The sequence below is a fragment of the Halalkalibacter oceani genome (genome assembly GCF_040544555.1).
Lineage (GTDB): Bacteria > Bacillota > Bacilli > Bacillales > Bacillaceae_D > Halalkalibacter > Halalkalibacter oceani.
Genome location: NZ_JBEPKD010000020.1, coordinates 18,266 through 33,880, shown reverse-complemented (window position 1 = coordinate 33,880; position 15,615 = coordinate 18,266). Strand labels below are relative to the sequence as shown.

Genomic DNA, 15,615 nt, shown 5'->3' with positions numbered 1-15,615 from the left:
AAAAAACTGACCAACGTGGCACTGGAGGAATACCACACCGACAGGACTATCTCCGGAAAATCAAGTCTCAAAGCCGTTTTGTCTGATGAGCTTGAGACAAAACTAGCTTTGGATCTACTGGCAATGGCTTCACACGCCACAAGGCCGTTGTGAGAAACCCACTCACAACGGCCTTTAAAAGATCGTGGCGGTACCGCTCATTGCTTAAAGGCTGTGACAAAAGGTAAAAAAAAACAACCTTTTGTCACAGCCTCTTGTTCGAATATTCATAGTTGAAATACTTATGTCCCTTCCTTCTTACACAAAGAAGATGCCTCAAAAGGTTTCAAACGCTTTTGAGGCATCTTCCGCACGATTCCTATGTAGAGTAAGAATCCCGAAAATGCCGTTTGATCCTTTAGCTTTGAACCTGCGTCGGCAGGTGGGTGCCATGTGCTTACCTTTTTACGTCCTTGCAGACAAGGCATGTAATCCAGTACTCAACGGTGGCTCCCGTTCAAAAAGTGTTGGCTCAAAACAGTCAGTCTTCACGTACATCTCAGGACTCTTACCGATTTAATGATATCTTAGCAAGATCTTAACACTCTGTCAATATAATTTCAGAATTTTCCACAAATGAATCATTTGGACGATTTTCATTCCTGTGGTAAAGTGATAGATAGCCTATATGTTTAAGAAAGGAAACTGGTGACCTTATGACTCTTCTTGCCGTTCAGCGCTGCATTGAAGTCCGCCAGGAAATTGGCTGGACAGAAAAACGCATTGTTGAGACATCTTTTGATATGAAGCTATTTGAGGATCAGATCACCGTCAAAAATGATACGTTCCCCCTGACCTCCGTATTTGATATTTCATTCCGCAAAAAACCGGACAAAGACGCATTCGGCTTTCTCTATTTGCATACAAGCCAGGGCGTGCGCACCTTTTATATTAAAGAAGAGCCGAAACAGCTCGTTCAAGCTTATCAACAATTAAAGGCTGAGCGACCTGAGCTGCGTTAATGCAGCCCGGGTGCCCAGCCTTTTTTCCTTTTACTTACACATTGACCTTTTCAGCTTTTTGACCGATGACAGATAAATTCAAGTCAATCAGTTGTTCAACGCTTACTTCTCCCGGCGCCTCTGTTAAAAGACAGCTCGCGCTTGCTGTTTTCGGGAAAGCAATCGTGTCACGTAAATTCGTCCGACCGGCAAGCAGCATAATCAATCGGTCGAGACCGAGTGCTATTCCGCCATGCGGTGGTGTTCCGTATTCAAAAGCATTTAGAAGGAAGCCGAATTGCTCCTGCGCTTCCTCCTTTGAGAAACCGAGCGCATGAAACATTTGCTCCTGAATGTCACGCTTATAAATCCGCTGGGAACCTCCACCAAGCTCATAGCCGTTTAACACTAAATCGTAAGCGTCCGCACGTACGCTGTCTGGATCGCTCGCCAGCAGCTCGAGATCCTCTTTCTTCGGACTTGTGAACGGATGATGCAGGGCGACATAGCGTTTCGCTTCTTCATCATATTCGACCAATGGGAAATCAACGACCCAGAGGAAATTGAATTGCGATGAATCAATTAAATCAAACTGCTTGCCGAATTTTAAGCGGAGAGCGCCTAAGCTGTCAAACACAACCTGCTTTTTATCTGCCCCGAAGAATAAAAGATCTCCCGGTTCGGCTCCCATCGCCTCACGCAAAGCCTGTTCAAGCTCGCCTTCAAAAAACTTGGCAATCGGTCCTTTCAGGCCGTCTTCTTCGACCTTGAGCCAGGCAAGACCTTTTGCTCCATATTGTTTCACGAAATCTGTTAACGCATCAATCTCTTTACGGGACAGCTTGTCTGCTCCCCCTTTCAGATTAAGGCCTTTTACGATTCCACCGGCAGCAAGCGCCCCTTGGAATACTTTAAACGGAGAATCCTTGACGATCTCTGACAACTCAACAAGTTCCATATCAAAGCGCAGATCAGGCTTGTCCGAGCCAAAACGGTTCATCGCTTCTTCATATGTTAAACGCGGGAATGGCAATGTCAGCTCGACATTCTTTGTTTCCTTAAGAATGCGGGCCATCATCTGCTCTGTCATCGCCAGCAAATCTTCTTTGTCCATGAAGGATGTCTCAATATCAACCTGAGTAAACTCCGGCTGACGGTCGGCGCGCAAATCTTCATCGCGGAAGCAGCGGACAATTTGATAATAACGTTCAAACCCGGAAACCATCAGCAATTGCTTGAACAGTTGCGGAGATTGCGGCAATGCGTAAAACTTGCCGTGATGAACCCGGCTTGGCACTAAATAATCACGCGCTCCTTCAGGCGTGCTCTTCGTCAGCATCGGCGTTTCGATTTCCATAAAAGCAGCTTCGTCCAGGAAGTCACGGATCAGTTTCGTTGCCTTATGACGCAGCTTGAATGTCTCCTGCATGTCAGGACGACGCAGGTCGAGATAACGGTATTTTAAGCGGACATCCTCTGAAGCCTCCGTATCCGCTTCAATTTGAAACGGGAGCGCTTTAGCGGCATTGAGAATGTCCACCTTATGAGCCTGAACTTCAATCGTCCCTGTTTCGATTTTCTCATTGACTGTATTAGGATCACGCTCTACAACGGTGCCTTCAATATCAATGACATACTCGCTGCGAATTCGCTCGGCCGTCTCAAGGGCGCCCTTGTCCACTTCCGGACTGAACACGACCTGGACAATGCCGGAACGGTCACGAACATCAAGAAAAATCACCTGGCCTAAATCGCGTCTCGTCTGAACCCAGCCTTTCAGCTGAACCTTTTCACCTACATGCTCGGGGCGAAGCTCGCCACAATGATGTGTTCTTCCAATCATCTTAATTGCCTCCCTGTGTATGCTGTTTCATATATTGAATAAAGGATTCGAGTTCGACTTCCTCTTGTTCACCTGATTCCATCTGCTTGACAACAATCAAGCCTTTCTCCAGCTCATCATCGCCGAGAATCGCCGTATAACGAGCGTTTAGCCGATCAGCAGCCTTCAGCTGGGCTTTCATTTTTTTGTCGAGGTAATCTTTGTCGCTGGAAATGCCGGCAGCGCGCAGCTGATAGAGCAGTTCAACCGCTTTTGCCTTTGCTTTTTCTCCTAAAGAAACGACGTAACAGTCAAGCTCCGTGCTGACAGGCAACGGAACTTTCTGCGCCTTTAAGGCCATAATGACACGCTCGATACTGAACGCAAAGCCGATTCCCGGTGTCGACGGTCCGCCGATATCCTCGACAAGCCCCGTATAGCGTCCGCCACCGCAAATTGTCGTAATCGCGCCGAAGCCCTCGCCGTCGATCATCACTTCAAATGCTGTATGGTAGTAATAATCAAGACCACGGACGAGAGTCGGGTCAACGACATACGGAATATCGAGCGCATCAAGATACGCTTTCACCTGGGTAAAATAGCTTTGTGATTCTTCATTTAAGTAATCAAGAATCGATGGTGCCGTCCCCATCAGCGGATGTTCGCGGTCCTTTTTACAGTCCAGGATGCGAAGAGGGTTTTTCTCCAACCGTTCCTGGCAGTCACTGCAAAATTCCGCTATGCTCGGCTTGAAATGATCAACGAGTGCCTGGCGGTGTGCCTGACGGCTTTCTTTATCACCAAGGCTGTTAATGACAAGCTTGACGTTCTTTAACCCAAGCTTGGCGTAAATGCTCATCACAAGCGCCAGCACCTCAGCATCAATCGCCGGATCAGCACTTCCAAGCGCCTCGACGCCAAACTGGACAAATTGTCTCATCCGTCCGGCCTGTGGCCGCTCATAGCGAAACATCGGTCCTTGGTAAAAGAGCTTCGTCGGCTGATTCGCCTGGCCGTAAAGCTTCTTCTCAACATAGGAACGGACGACTGCGGCTGTCCCTTCAGGACGCAATGTAATGCTCCGTCCACCACGATCCTCAAATGTGTACATCTCTTTTTGCACAATATCAGTCGTATCACCGACTCCACGCTGAAATAAATCAGTATGTTCAAAGATCGGCGTGCGGATTTCGTGATAATTATACTGACGACACACTTCCTTGGCCGTCGCCTCAATATGCTGCCAAATTTCTACTTCACCGGGGAGAATATCCTGGGTTCCCCGTGGAATTTGAATGCTCATTGCCTTCCTCCTTTTAAGAAAACCGCGCAGCGGCTTTTCTTAAGAAGCGACGTGCGAAGCCGTTACATGGGGTTGCGCTGGACGAAAAGCGGGTTTCGTTTCGTCCAGCATGTAACGCGTGGAGCCGTCGCTCTTCTTCGATTTAACCCGCATACTTTATACTTTATAAGAAAACCGCTCAGCGGCTTTTCTTATAAAGCTAAAAAAAACTCCCATCCCTGATGATTAATCATCAGGGACGAGAGTTATACCCGTGGTGCCACCCTAATTGGAGCCAAATAATCGCTCCCGCTTTACACAGTTAACGCCTGTCTACGTCTTTTCCTACTAGTTTCCGTTCAGAAAAACTCCTCAAAGGTGTTCATCACTAAGCAGATAGGGAAGGCTTTCAGCCACGGCCTCTCCTCTCTTTACTACCTGTTCTCTTAACGACATGCCTCGTCCTCGGAATGGTTTTACATATAAGTTCATACCAATCATACGGATGTTCGGGATCGCTGTCAATAGCTTAATTGCGGTTCAATTTCTTCTTAAGAAGCTGTACCTCCCGTAATGATAAGCCGAATTCGTTTGCCAGTTCGATATGACTGGCCTGTTGTTCTTTATCAAGAAAGCTGTGATAATCAATAGAAAAAATCGCATGCTTCTGATTGGCATGCATTTGTTGACGGTGATTCGCTCGCACGTCTATTCACCCTCTCCTTGACTTTTTCTATTATCATGGCCAATAACAGCAAAAATCTTACATGGAGAATAGACGAAAGGTGCGTAATTATGAGGCCACTGAATAACTTCCTTTTTCGTAACTCGAGAAAATGAAAATCGCACTTTTTCAGCAGCTTCGTATTTATCTGCTTTCGAGAATCAACGTAACCGGGCCGTCATTGACGAGCGCGACATTCATCATCGCTCCGAAGCTTCCCGTTTCGACATGAAGCCCGCGTGACTTAAGCGCATTGTTGAAATACTGATAAAGCGGCTCAGCCTGGTCCGGTTTGGCCGCTTCCATGAAGTTAGGTCTTCTTCCTTTCCGGCAATCGCCGTACAGCGTAAATTGAGATACCGACAAAATTTGTCCGCCCGCTTCCAGAATAGAATGATTCATTTTCCCGTTTTCATCTTCAAAAATCCGCAAATGCGCAATTTTCTCCGCTAAATAATCGGCATCCGCATTCGTATCTTCGTGGGTGATCCCAACGAGCAAAGTCAGCCCGGCCTCTATTTTCCCGACCACTTCATTGTTTACTTCGACAGAGGCCTGCTTCGTCCGTTGCAGCACAACTTTCATCTTACCAATCCTCTCATTCCATTAATGCATCACGCGCCGTACGGAATAAATATCCTGAAGCTGCTTAATCTTCTCGACGACTTTATGAAGATGATCAATATTACGAATGGATATCGACATATGAATCATCGCCAGCTTCTGCCGGTGATCGGAACGCCCGGAAACTGCATTGATAATCGTGCGCGAATCCGTCACTGCGTGAAGCACTTCATTTAAAAGACCGTTACGGTCGTAGCCTGTAATCTCAATATCCACATTATAGGACTTGTTTTGTTCAGACGTTCCTTCCCACTCGACCGGGAGCAGACGGCCTTTTACATCCTCATGTTGCACGTTCGGACAGTCAGCGCGATGAATGGAAACACCTCGCCCTTTCGTAATGTACCCGATAATGTCATCACCGGGTACGGGCGTACAGCAGCGGGACAGCCGAATCAGAAGATTATCGACCCCTTTTACGGTGACGCCCGAGTTGACTTTTTTCTTCGGTCGGTACGTCGTTTGCACATCCGATAATGCTTCGGCCAGCGACTGGTCATCCTGCTCCTGGTCAAGCTGCTTGCGGAGCTTCTCCGTCAGGCGGTTAACAATTTGCTTGACGCTGATGCCGCCGTAGCCGACCGCCGCAAACATATCTTCCTCGCCGGCAAAGCTGAATTTGTTTGCCACCTCTTGAATCGCTTCGGCGGTCAGCACCTCCTTCGGCTCAAAATCAAGCGCTTTGATTTCCTTTTCGATCATCTCCCGGCCTTTTTCTACATTCTCTTCTCTGCGTTCTTTTTTAAACCATTGCTTTATTTTATTTTTCGCATGCGATGATTTCGTAATTTTCAGCCAATCCTGACTTGGTCCGTAGGAATGCTTAGATGTCAAAATTTCAACGATATCACCCGTCTTCAGCTTATGGTCGAGCGGAACCATTTTTCCGTTCACCTTGGCGCCGATGCAACGGTTGCCGATTTCGCTGTGAATGCGGTAGGCGAAATCAAGCGGAACAGAGCCGGCCGGCAGTTCGACGACATCCCCTTTTGGGGAAAAGACGAAAACCATATCCGAAAAGAGATCGAGCTTGAGTGATTCCATAAATTCCTGGGCATCATTCGTCTCGGTCTGCTCGATCACATCGCGAAACCAGCTCAGCTTGTCCTCAAATGTGTTTTTATTGGGCGATACCGTTTTGCCTTCCTTGTAAGCCCAATGCGCCGCGACCCCGAACTCGGCGATGCGGTGCATTTCTTCCGTCCGTATTTGTACCTCAAGCGGATCGCCGTGAGGGCCGACAACGGTCGTGTGCAGCGATTGATACATATTGGCCTTCGGCATCGCAATATAGTCTTTAAACCGGCCAGGCATCGGCTTCCAGCACGTATGAATTACCCCTAAAACGGCATAGCAGTCCTTGATGCTTTTGACGATAATTCGCACAGCGAGCAGGTCATAGATTTCATTAAACTGCTTGTTTTGCAATACCATTTTCCGATAGATGCTGTAAATATGCTTCGGACGCCCGGACAATTCCGCTTCGACATGGACATCTGCCAAATGATTCGAGATCGTCTCCATTACTCCTGATAAATATTCCTCGCGTTCGGCCCGTTTGCGCTTCATTAAATTGACAATCCGGTAATATTGCTGGGGATCAAGATAGCGCAGAGCGATATCCTCCAATTCCCATTTGATCGTTGAAATCCCGAGACGATGGGCGAGCGGTGCGAATATTTCCAGCGTTTCATTCGAGGTGACACGCTGTTTTTCAGGCGGCATGAACTTCAGCGTTCTCATATTGTGCAGTCTGTCCGCCAGTTTAATTAGGATGACGCGGATATCCTTCGCCATCGCAATCAGCATTTTCCGATGATTTTCCGCCTGCTGCTCTTCTTTGGATTTATATTTAAACTTCTTCAATTTGGTTACGCCATCAACGAGCATCGCAACCTGGTCATTAAAGCACTCTGTAATTTCTGCGATCGTGACGTCTGTATCTTCTACGACATCATGAAGAAAGGCTGCCGCTACCGTATTCGGATCGAGCTCAAGCCCGACAATGATGCCCGCCACCTGGATCGGGTGCAAAATATAAGGCTCTCCCGATTTCCGGTATTGTCCTTCATGGGCCTTTTCCGCATATTCATAAGCCTTTCGTAAAAAAGCGACATCTTCATCATTTAAGTAAAGACTCGCTTTCTCCAACACTTGATCTATCGTCATGGAATCACCTATTTACGATTCAATATTTCCTTATATTATGGGTAAGTTTTCGCTGTATGTAAAGGGGAAAGAACGAAAATTGTCGAGAGAGACATGCTAATTCAGCCAAAATCTAGCAAGCTCGTCTGTTTATCTTGATCCGGCCATCAGAAAAAGGCTGTCCCGCCAGGTTAAACCGCAACCTTGAAAGACAACCTTGAAAAAAAATTATATTCCTGCTTCGGCCTTACTGAAACGTCATTAACGAATACACATCGTACTTATCCAGACGCTGTCTTCCATCAAGATAGCCGAGTTCAATCAAAAAGACAATCCCGACAACGATCCCGCCAAGCTGTTCAACAAGGTTGATCGTCGCTTCAATTGTTCCACCCGTTGCCAGCAAATCATCGGTAATCAGCACGCGCTGTCCTTTTTGAATCGCATCGGCATGAATCGTTAACTGGTCTTTGCCGTATTCAAGTCCGTAATCAACGGAAATTACATCACGCGGCAGCTTGCCGGCTTTGCGGACAGGAACGAAGCCAACTTCAAGCGCGACGGCCATGGGACAGCCGACGACAAAGCCGCGCGCTTCGGGTCCGACGATCACATCGACCTGCTTGTCGCGGGCAAATGCAGCCATTTCGTCAATCGCCGCTTTATAGACCGGACCATTTTGCATTAAGGTCGTAATATCCTTAAAGCGGATTCCTTCCTTCGGATAATTTTCTACAATCGTAATATGTTGTTTGAAATCCATCTATACCGTCTCCTTGCTTCTCTTCTTTTTCGGGTCAGTTCTTCTTGCGTATCTCGTTCAAAGCCGTTCATCGCTCTGCTCGATTATAAGACTACGCTCTCTTCCTTCACTTGCGCCAATGCCTCTGAAAACCACTGTCTCAGCTCTTCATAGGAAGAATAAACAAGCTCATTTTCAATCTCGGCCTCTTCCTGCTTCTGCCTGAACGTCTCCGATGCCTCCAAACTTTTCTTCTCCGGATTTGCTGCGACAGAAACAATCCCGTCCGTTACCGTAACAAACCCGAGCTCCGTAAACACCTTTGTCATAAAGTCAATCGTATTCTTCGACCAGCCTTTATAGCCGGCGAGCTCCTGACTATGCTTCGTTACATCGAACGTTTTCCGTTTGGCGAGAAAAGCATAATACCATTTAAATTGCTCACGATTCGGCTGGGTTGTAAAGAATGAATCACTGTCCTGAAAGAAAACGGTATAAATCCGGCTCGGCTTCCCATGCTGGATAAGCAGCTGTCTAAGCTGCTCCCGTGTTTGCGGGACGTCAAGCAGGACGAGAAAGCGCTCGCCGCAAGCAGGCAAGGAACCGTCTAGTGCATCATACACGTCTTCTCCGATCAGTCTGAGCTTTGACGGTGTGTCACGCTTAAACGCCGCAAGAATCCTCCTGTCAGCCGGAAGCGTCTTCAGCTTATCCGCCAGTCTCTCCTTCTGAACACTGCGCCAATCGAAGAGCTGCCAGTCTTTTATCGCGATATCCTCCAGCACGAGCTGCGGCTTCACATGACCGTTCCACTCATTGACAGACAGCGTACCAACGGCCGACACCTTCGCCTGGTTGGTCATCTCATCGTGCAAGTAACCACATTGAAAGCCGATTGCTTCCAGCTGAGCGCCACGCTGGGCAAAGCTGATTTTTAAATGGTTCGCCTCGGCGCCGATTCTTCTCATTTCCTGAATGTGCACATCCTCAAGCAGCACCTTCGGCTTCGGGTTAGCGACACCGAACGGGGCGAGCTTTTCCAGCTGCTGAATGACCGGGACGGAAATGTCTTCTATTGCCGCGACGATATCAATCGTCGTCAGCGGCTTGAAGTCATCCGGCGAGAGCACCTCTTTCGCTTGGGCGCAAAGGCGGGTACGCAGCGTATCGACATCCTCTATTTTCATCGTCAAGCCGGCCGCCATTGGATGCCCGCCAAAGTGAGGCAAAATGTCGCGGCTTTTCGAAAGCTCTTTGAACATATCAAAACCGACAATGCTGCGGGCCGACCCCTTAGCCAGCCCTTTCTCTGAATCAAGGCTGAGGACGATCGTCGGCCGGTAAAAGCGCTCGACCAACCGGGAAGCGACGATGCCGATCACTCCGGCGTTCCAGCCCTCGCCGGCAATGATCAATACATCATTATCCTCAGGCGGGAATTGCCGTTCAACGACGGCAATCGCTTCCTCTGTAATCGAGGCGACAACGGTCTGTCGCTCGCGGTTCAAGCCGTCGATTTCCGTCGCCAGCAGCTCCGCTTCTTCTTCACTTGCCGTCAAAAGCAGCTCGACAGCCGGATCAGCGGAGTCAAGCCGGCCGGCGGCGTTAATCCGCGGACCGATCCCGAAGCCGACATGATCAGCCTGAACCTGGTCCTGAATGCTGCATTTTTTCTTTAACGCGACTAATCCCGGCTTATCGGTTGCTTGCAACGCATGCAGCCCTTCCATGACAAGCAGCCGGTTTTCATCAACAAGCGGCACAAGGTCGGCAATCGTGCCGATCACGGCAATATCAAGCCATTCAGCCGGCAGCCGTCCGAGCAGCGCATGGGCAACCTTAAAGGCGACACCGACTCCGGCCAGCCCTTTAAACGGGTATAGACAGCCCGGCTTTTTTGGATTGACGATCGCATAGGCGTCGGGGAGAACGGGAGGCGCTTCATGGTGGTCGGTAATAATGAAGTCAAGACCGATTTCCTTGGCGACCTCAGCCACCTGTACCGCGGCAATTCCGGTATCGACCGTGACAATCAACCCGTAGCCATCCTCTTTCGCCCGTCTGATCGCCGGCTCATTAGGACCATATCCTTCTGTGAAGCGATTTGGTATGTAGTAATCGACCTTCGCTGACAATGACACGAGCGCGTTGTACATGAGCGCTGTGCTGCTCACACCATCGGCATCATAGTCACCAAAAATAAGGATTTTCTCTTTATCGGCAATCGCCGCCTTGATCCGTGTCACAGCCTGCTCCATCCCATCAAGCAAAAAAGGATCATGGTAGCTCATTTCCTCTTTAAAAAGAAAACGCTTTGCCGTGTCAACCGTCTCCAAGCCGCGATGAACCAATAGTGTCGCGACTAACGGCGATATGTGTAACTGTTCGACGAGCTCATCAATTTGATCTGAATGTTGCTCTTTTATTTTCCATCTAGCCTTAGGCTTTAACATAAAATAACACCCCTCGACCTTCCCATTATACAGGAGCAATCTAGGGGTGACAATCACAAACTCATCTCTTGCTGCTGCGTTGGCGGGGCGCCGGGCGCCAGCAGCAAGAGACATTTACTGATTCGATTCTTTTCTGAATTGGGCCCGCGTTTTTGGCGTTTCTTCCGGAAACTCATGCTTCTCTTTCGCCGCCGATATCTCGTCCGTCTGTTCTTCGCTGAGCGCTTCATTTGCTGTCCCCGCCCGCAAGCGGCGCAATTCAGCCTGCAAACGGTAAATCCGTACCATTCCTAACGCGCCGGCAATAATCGCCCCCATAAAAACAGAGCCTAAAATCACAAGAATGAGCGGCCATTCTGCTGTTCCAAACAAGTAATTGACTCTCACTCTATCAACATTAATCACCGCAAACACCGCAATAATAATAGCAGCAAGCAACCCAAAAATAAGTCCTGTTTGTCCTTTCATCAACCTGCTCCTCCCTTCTTATTTCTCTTTATATGGATTAATATGAACAAGGACATCCTGTACATACTTTTCCTCAAGCAGACGCTCTTTCACTTTCTTGCCGATGGTATGACCTTCTTCGACCGAGATGTCAGGGTTTACAGCGACCTTAATATCAATAATGACGTAGTGACCGTGCTCCCGCGCGAAAAATTCATCAATATTCAGCACGCCGTCTACGTTGCTGGCGGCACGCTTCATCTCGACCGTATCTTCTTCATGAAGCACATGGTCCAGCGCGTTATGAATCGACTGCTTGCCGAGGCTCCAGGCCATCTTTCCAATTAAAAAAGCGACAAAGGCACTCGCTGCCGCATCCCCGTAAACGAGCCAGGAGATTTGCAAATAGTCTCCGAGCAAAGCAGCTCCGATACCGATTAAAGCCGCAATCGAGGAAAAGACATCTGAGCGATGATGCCAGGCATCCGTCATTAACGCATCGCTTTTATACGTTTTACCCAAATGATATTTATAACGAAACATTAGCTCTTTTGCAAAAATAGAAAAGAGCACTGCGTAAATCGCCAGCACTTTCGGCACTTCTACCGGTTCAAAGAACGACCGTCCCGCGCTTAAAGCAATTTCAAATCCGACTAAAAACAGCAGCACGGAGACAATGATTGCAGCAACAGATTCTGCTTTCCCGTGTCCGTACGGATGATCCTGATCGGGAGGTAATTTCGCTGCCCGTACTCCGATCAGCACGACGACCGAGCCGACGACGTCGGAGGCTGAGTGAACAGCATCGGCGATTAAAGCACGGCTGTTTGCCATAATGCCGACTACGGCTTTGATGATTGCCAGAATGACATTGCCGACAATCCCGACCCAGGCGGCAAAACGGACCTTTCGATAACGTACATCTGCTTCCGTCACTTCAACACCCACTTTGTTGTTATTTGATGAATGCTGTCCTTTTAAGTTTACCATTATTTACACCCGTCATTCACCTTTTTTATATGCACGAAACGGCAAAAGAGGCGTGCCAAAAGGAGAAACATCTCCTTTGGCACACCCCCTTCAAGCTTTACACAGTCGGTTCGCTTTCAGGCTGCTTTGCTGTTTGAAATTTCTTTTTCGCAAGCTGTTTTGATTTCCAAATCAGCCATAGCTGCGAAGCAAGGAACATCGAAGAATAGGTTCCGGCGACAAGACCGATTAATAGCGCCAACGCAAACGAGCGAATCGCTTCCCCACCGAAAATAAAGATGGCCGCAGCGGCAAACACGACGGTAAGAACGGTGTTGATTGACCGGGCCAGCGTCTGTATTAAGCTTTTGTTGACAATCGCCGCCAAATCATCGAATCCTTTCACCCGTTTCGCAAGCTTCATGTTTTCCCGAATCCGGTCAAAGGTAACAATCGTATCGTTAATGGAATAACCGACAATCGTCAGCACAGCGGCAATAAACGGGACATTTACCTCGATTTGCAGCAAACTGAAAATGGCAATAATGAAAAAGGCGTCATGCAGCAAGGCAACAATCGCCGCGATTCCGTACAATAATTCAAAGCGAATCGTCACATAAATAACGATCCCGACCGAAGCGATAAGCACCGAGATTAAGGCGTTGCGCGCCAGCTCCTGTCCAACCGTAGGGGAGACGGTGCTGACACTCGGCTCCGAGCCGGTCGTTTCTAGAAAATGAGATTGGATCTCTGAAATTTCATCAGGACCGAGCACACCAATAAACCCGACACTGGCAATCTGATTATTATCGGCAAATGTAATGTCATCCGGTACATACCCATCGCCGATACTGGCAAATTCCTCGGTAATCTGCTCTGCTGTTACAGTCTCTGGAGAAGCTACCGGCACCTCTACACGCGAACCGCTCAGGAAATCAATTCCAAGATTCAGTCCCATTGTTAACAACAGAATCAAGCCAATAAGTGTAGAAGCGGAAGAAAAAATAAAAAACTTTTTCCGATGTTTTACAAAGTCGATGTCTTTTTCTTGGAAATTAAAGCTCATTTATTTCACCTTCCTTTACACCAAACAAGCGGTACTTTTTATTTAAAGCACGGCTGTTCACCCACAGACCGAGCAGCACCCTTGAGCCATATACCGCTGTAACAAAGCTTGTCAAAATACTGACAATCAGCATAACGGCGAAGCCCTGTACCGAGCTTGTCCCATAAGAGAATAGAACAGCCGCCGCTAAAATCGTTGTAATATTGGCATCAAGAATCGTCGATAAAGAACGTCGGCTTCCCGCCTTAAAGGCAGACATGATCGACTTCCCGGCTCGGATCTCTTCTTTTACCCGTTCGTACGTAATAATATTGGCATCAACTGCCATCCCGACTCCGAGAATTAACGCGGCAATACCAGGGAGCGTTAAAACTGCATTCATCCAATTAAAGATAAGCAGAACGAGATAAATGTAGGTTGACAATGTGATAATGGCGATCATACCCATAAAGCGGTAATAAAACAGCATGTAAACAAAAATTAAAGCAATACCGATAAAGCCGGCAAAAACGGTCTTTTCCATCGCCTGCTCACCTAAGGATGCACCGACGGAATTATTGTAAAGCTCTTCAAGCTGCACCGGAAGCGAACCAGCATTCAGCACCTCGGCCAGAAACTGCGTCTCTTCCACGGTAAAGCTCCCCGAAATCGTCGCTGTATTTGAAGGAATGACTTCTTGCACGACAGCGGCTGATAAATATTTCGGATCCGGCTTGCCGACTTCATTTGCATAGGAGTCGACACCCTCTTCAAAATCAAGCCAGATGACAAGCAGATTTTCTGAGGACGGACGTGACAGCATCTCACGCGTAATTTCCTCCATCTTTCTCGCATCGGCAAGCGTTAATGAAACAATCGGCTCATTTGTATCCGCACGGAAAGAGGCGCTCGCCCCGTTTTGGCGCAAATCGCTTCCATCGACGAGCACATTATCATGAACATCACGAATTGTTAAATCCGCTTCCGTCGCCAACAGTTCCCGCGCCGTTTGCTGATCTTCTACACCGGCGAGCTGGACGCGAATCCGGTCATCGCCCTCGATACGAATATTAGGCTCCGATACCCCGAGTACATTGACCCGTTGATTGAGCGCACTTACCGTCGCCCGCAACGTTTCATCGGTAATCTCTTCCTCTTCCCCCGTATCCTCGGCAGGCTTTACTTGATAAAGGATCTCAAATCCGCCTTGAAGATCGAGTCCCAGTTTAATTTCTTTTGTAATTCCCATCGCTGTTTGCCCGATAATTCCAGCAAGAATCGCGACAATCACAAAAAAAGCGACAATCCGCCCTTTTTTAACCATGTTCCTTTTCTGCCTCCTTCATATCCCCGCCGCCGGCCGCCTTCATGCCCGGCTGGCAGCAGGTCTTACCAACTGCAAAATATCATAATGGCAATAAACATCAAATATACAATAGAGCCATTATAGCTTTTTAATGAAATACCAGTCAATTTTCTCACTAACATTTTGAAAATTTGTCTATTTTTCCGTCTCAAATTCCGCGAACCAATCAGCAGGCTCCTGATACGATTTGACCGTAAGCCAATTCATATACGTTTGCGGCTTCAACGTCATCACTTGATTGACAAACGCATGGAAATGAAGAAATCCCTTTTGCTTACGGAGCTGATAAAGCACGCATTCCCAGATTTCTTCAATGGTGACACGTTCATACCCGAGAAAATGAAATTCATCTAACTTGCTGATCAGGGCCGGTTCCACATCTTCGCGCCATACTTCAAATTGCTGTTTTTCCTTCATGCATCATCCGCCTCCTTTTAGAAAATCGCATACATCACACTCGTGACCCCAAAGCCGGCAATGACGATCCCTGCCAAAATGGCCAAAAAAGCAGATTGGAGCGGGATAAAAAATAAAATCGCCGCTAAACAGGCCGAGTAAGCTCCTGTTGTCGGCAAAGGCACTGCTGTGAACAATATTAAGCCGAGCGCGCCAAACTTCTCGACATTGTCACTTTTTTTCATTGTCCGGTCATAAAGCCAATGATAGAAACGCTGATAAACGTCAAAGCGCAGCATCCAAGTGCTGACCGGTTGAAATAGCAGCAAAATCGGGATGATCGGCAGGATATTGCCAATGACACCATACAGCAATGCTTCAAAATAAGAGAGTCCAAGCTGGTGCGCCACGACGATTCCGCCGCGCAGCTCTAAAATCGGCATCGCTGAAATGAGCAAAACAATGAGTTCGGCAGGCAAAAAGCTGAACGTTTGCACGAGAAACTCCCTCATATCATCAGACAAAATTCTTCGCCCTCTCTCTATGATTCTCTGTCATGCTTGGCCCACTACTAAGCATATAGATAATAACAGAAAATATCCATCATTTTTTATGAA

General features: G+C 47.9%; 14 protein-coding genes, 1 other RNA gene and 1 other annotated feature. Of the genes, 1 reads left to right on the top strand and 14 read right to left on the bottom strand.

Going from position 1 to position 15,615, the window contains the following annotated elements; all coding sequences use genetic code 11:
• Nucleotides 1-369: 369 nt before the first annotated feature.
• A non-coding RNA gene (ssrS, locus tag ABMB67_RS17605) (6S RNA) lies at nt 370-548 on the bottom strand.
• Nucleotides 549-695: 147 nt separating this feature from the next.
• Between ssrS and ABMB67_RS17600 the strand changes: the two genes are divergently transcribed.
• Nucleotides 696-1,001, top strand: a complete 306-nt coding sequence (locus ABMB67_RS17600) for a hypothetical protein (protein WP_251221557.1) — start codon at nt 696-698, stop codon at nt 999-1,001.
• A gap of 34 nt (nt 1,002-1,035) precedes the next feature.
• On the opposite strand, the gene aspS is transcribed toward ABMB67_RS17600, so the two are convergent.
• The 13 genes from aspS to ABMB67_RS17535 all read right to left on the bottom strand — a co-directional run bounded on the left by aspS (nt 1,036) and on the right by ABMB67_RS17535 (nt 15,522).
• Nucleotides 1,036-2,823 (bottom strand): aspartate--tRNA ligase, encoded by a 1,788-nt coding sequence (gene aspS, locus ABMB67_RS17595; RefSeq protein WP_251221556.1) that lies wholly within the window; start codon nt 2,821-2,823, stop codon nt 1,036-1,038.
• 1 nt (nt 2,824) lies between these two features.
• Nucleotides 2,825-4,105 carry a histidine--tRNA ligase gene (gene hisS, locus ABMB67_RS17590; RefSeq protein ID WP_251221555.1) on the bottom strand — a complete coding sequence of 427 codons (1,281 nt, stop codon included), beginning with the start codon at nt 4,103-4,105 and terminating at the stop codon, nt 2,825-2,827.
• Between the two features lie 231 nt (nt 4,106-4,336).
• Nucleotides 4,337-4,559: a binding site (T-box leader), on the bottom strand.
• Nucleotides 4,560-4,613: 54 nt separating this feature from the next.
• Entirely contained in the window at nt 4,614-4,790 is a 177-nt protein-coding gene (locus ABMB67_RS17585) for a hypothetical protein (RefSeq protein WP_251221554.1), read from the bottom strand.
• A gap of 162 nt (nt 4,791-4,952) precedes the next feature.
• On the bottom strand, nt 4,953-5,393 hold the full coding sequence (gene dtd, locus ABMB67_RS17580) for a D-aminoacyl-tRNA deacylase (protein WP_251221553.1): 441 nt from the start codon (nt 5,391-5,393) through the stop codon (nt 4,953-4,955).
• Nucleotides 5,394-5,414: 21 nt separating this feature from the next.
• Nucleotides 5,415-7,601 carry a RelA/SpoT family protein gene (locus ABMB67_RS17575; protein ID WP_251221552.1) on the bottom strand — a complete coding sequence of 729 codons (2,187 nt, stop codon included), beginning with the start codon at nt 7,599-7,601 and terminating at the stop codon, nt 5,415-5,417.
• 226 nt (nt 7,602-7,827) lie between these two features.
• Nucleotides 7,828-8,343 carry an adenine phosphoribosyltransferase gene (locus tag ABMB67_RS17570; RefSeq protein WP_354572888.1) on the bottom strand — a complete coding sequence of 172 codons (516 nt, stop codon included), beginning with the start codon at nt 8,341-8,343 and terminating at the stop codon, nt 7,828-7,830.
• Nucleotides 8,344-8,426: 83 nt separating this feature from the next.
• A complete protein-coding gene (gene recJ / locus ABMB67_RS17565; RefSeq protein ID WP_354572887.1) occupies nt 8,427-10,775 on the bottom strand; it encodes a single-stranded-DNA-specific exonuclease RecJ in 2,349 nt (782 codons plus the stop codon).
• 114 nt (nt 10,776-10,889) lie between these two features.
• Nucleotides 10,890-11,243 carry a LapA family protein gene (locus tag ABMB67_RS17560; RefSeq protein ID WP_354572886.1) on the bottom strand — a complete coding sequence of 118 codons (354 nt, stop codon included), beginning with the start codon at nt 11,241-11,243 and terminating at the stop codon, nt 10,890-10,892.
• 18 nt (nt 11,244-11,261) lie between these two features.
• Complete coding sequence (locus tag ABMB67_RS17555; RefSeq protein WP_251221548.1) at nt 11,262-12,212, bottom strand: cation diffusion facilitator family transporter; 951 nt, start codon at nt 12,210-12,212, stop codon at nt 11,262-11,264.
• Between the two features lie 97 nt (nt 12,213-12,309).
• A complete protein-coding gene (gene secF, locus ABMB67_RS17550; protein WP_354572885.1) occupies nt 12,310-13,257 on the bottom strand; it encodes a protein translocase subunit SecF in 948 nt (315 codons plus the stop codon).
• On the bottom strand, nt 13,247-14,560 hold the full coding sequence (gene secD, locus ABMB67_RS17545) for a protein translocase subunit SecD (protein WP_354572884.1): 1,314 nt from the start codon (nt 14,558-14,560) through the stop codon (nt 13,247-13,249). The genes secF and secD overlap by 11 nt, the downstream gene beginning before the upstream one ends.
• A gap of 177 nt (nt 14,561-14,737) precedes the next feature.
• Entirely contained in the window at nt 14,738-15,019 is a 282-nt protein-coding gene (locus ABMB67_RS17540; RefSeq protein WP_251221545.1) for a post-transcriptional regulator, read from the bottom strand.
• 17 nt (nt 15,020-15,036) lie between these two features.
• Entirely contained in the window at nt 15,037-15,522 is a 486-nt protein-coding gene (locus tag ABMB67_RS17535; protein ID WP_354572883.1) for a COG2426 family protein, read from the bottom strand.
• Nucleotides 15,523-15,615 lie beyond the last annotated feature (93 nt).

Coding starts and splice junctions, on each gene's coding strand:
- ABMB67_RS17540 (WP_251221545.1), bottom strand. CDS start 15,019: ATGAAGGAAAAACAGCAATTTGAAGTATGGCGCGAAGATGTGGAACCG.
- ABMB67_RS17555 (WP_251221548.1), bottom strand. CDS start 12,212: ATGGTAAACTTAAAAGGACAGCATTCATCAAATAACAACAAAGTGGGT.
- dtd (WP_251221553.1), bottom strand. CDS start 5,393: ATGAAAGTTGTGCTGCAACGGACGAAGCAGGCCTCTGTCGAAGTAAAC.
- ABMB67_RS17560 (WP_354572886.1), bottom strand. CDS start 11,243: ATGAAAGGACAAACAGGACTTATTTTTGGGTTGCTTGCTGCTATTATT.
- ABMB67_RS17600 (WP_251221557.1), top strand. CDS start 696: ATGACTCTTCTTGCCGTTCAGCGCTGCATTGAAGTCCGCCAGGAAATT.
- secD (WP_354572884.1), bottom strand. CDS start 14,560: ATGGTTAAAAAAGGGCGGATTGTCGCTTTTTTTGTGATTGTCGCGATT.
- ABMB67_RS17570 (WP_354572888.1), bottom strand. CDS start 8,343: ATGGATTTCAAACAACATATTACGATTGTAGAAAATTATCCGAAGGAA.
- hisS (WP_251221555.1), bottom strand. CDS start 4,105: ATGAGCATTCAAATTCCACGGGGAACCCAGGATATTCTCCCCGGTGAA.
- aspS (WP_251221556.1), bottom strand. CDS start 2,823: ATGATTGGAAGAACACATCATTGTGGCGAGCTTCGCCCCGAGCATGTA.
- ABMB67_RS17575 (WP_251221552.1), bottom strand. CDS start 7,601: ATGACGATAGATCAAGTGTTGGAGAAAGCGAGTCTTTACTTAAATGAT.
- secF (WP_354572885.1), bottom strand. CDS start 13,257: ATGAGCTTTAATTTCCAAGAAAAAGACATCGACTTTGTAAAACATCGG.
- recJ (WP_354572887.1), bottom strand. CDS start 10,775: ATGTTAAAGCCTAAGGCTAGATGGAAAATAAAAGAGCAACATTCAGAT.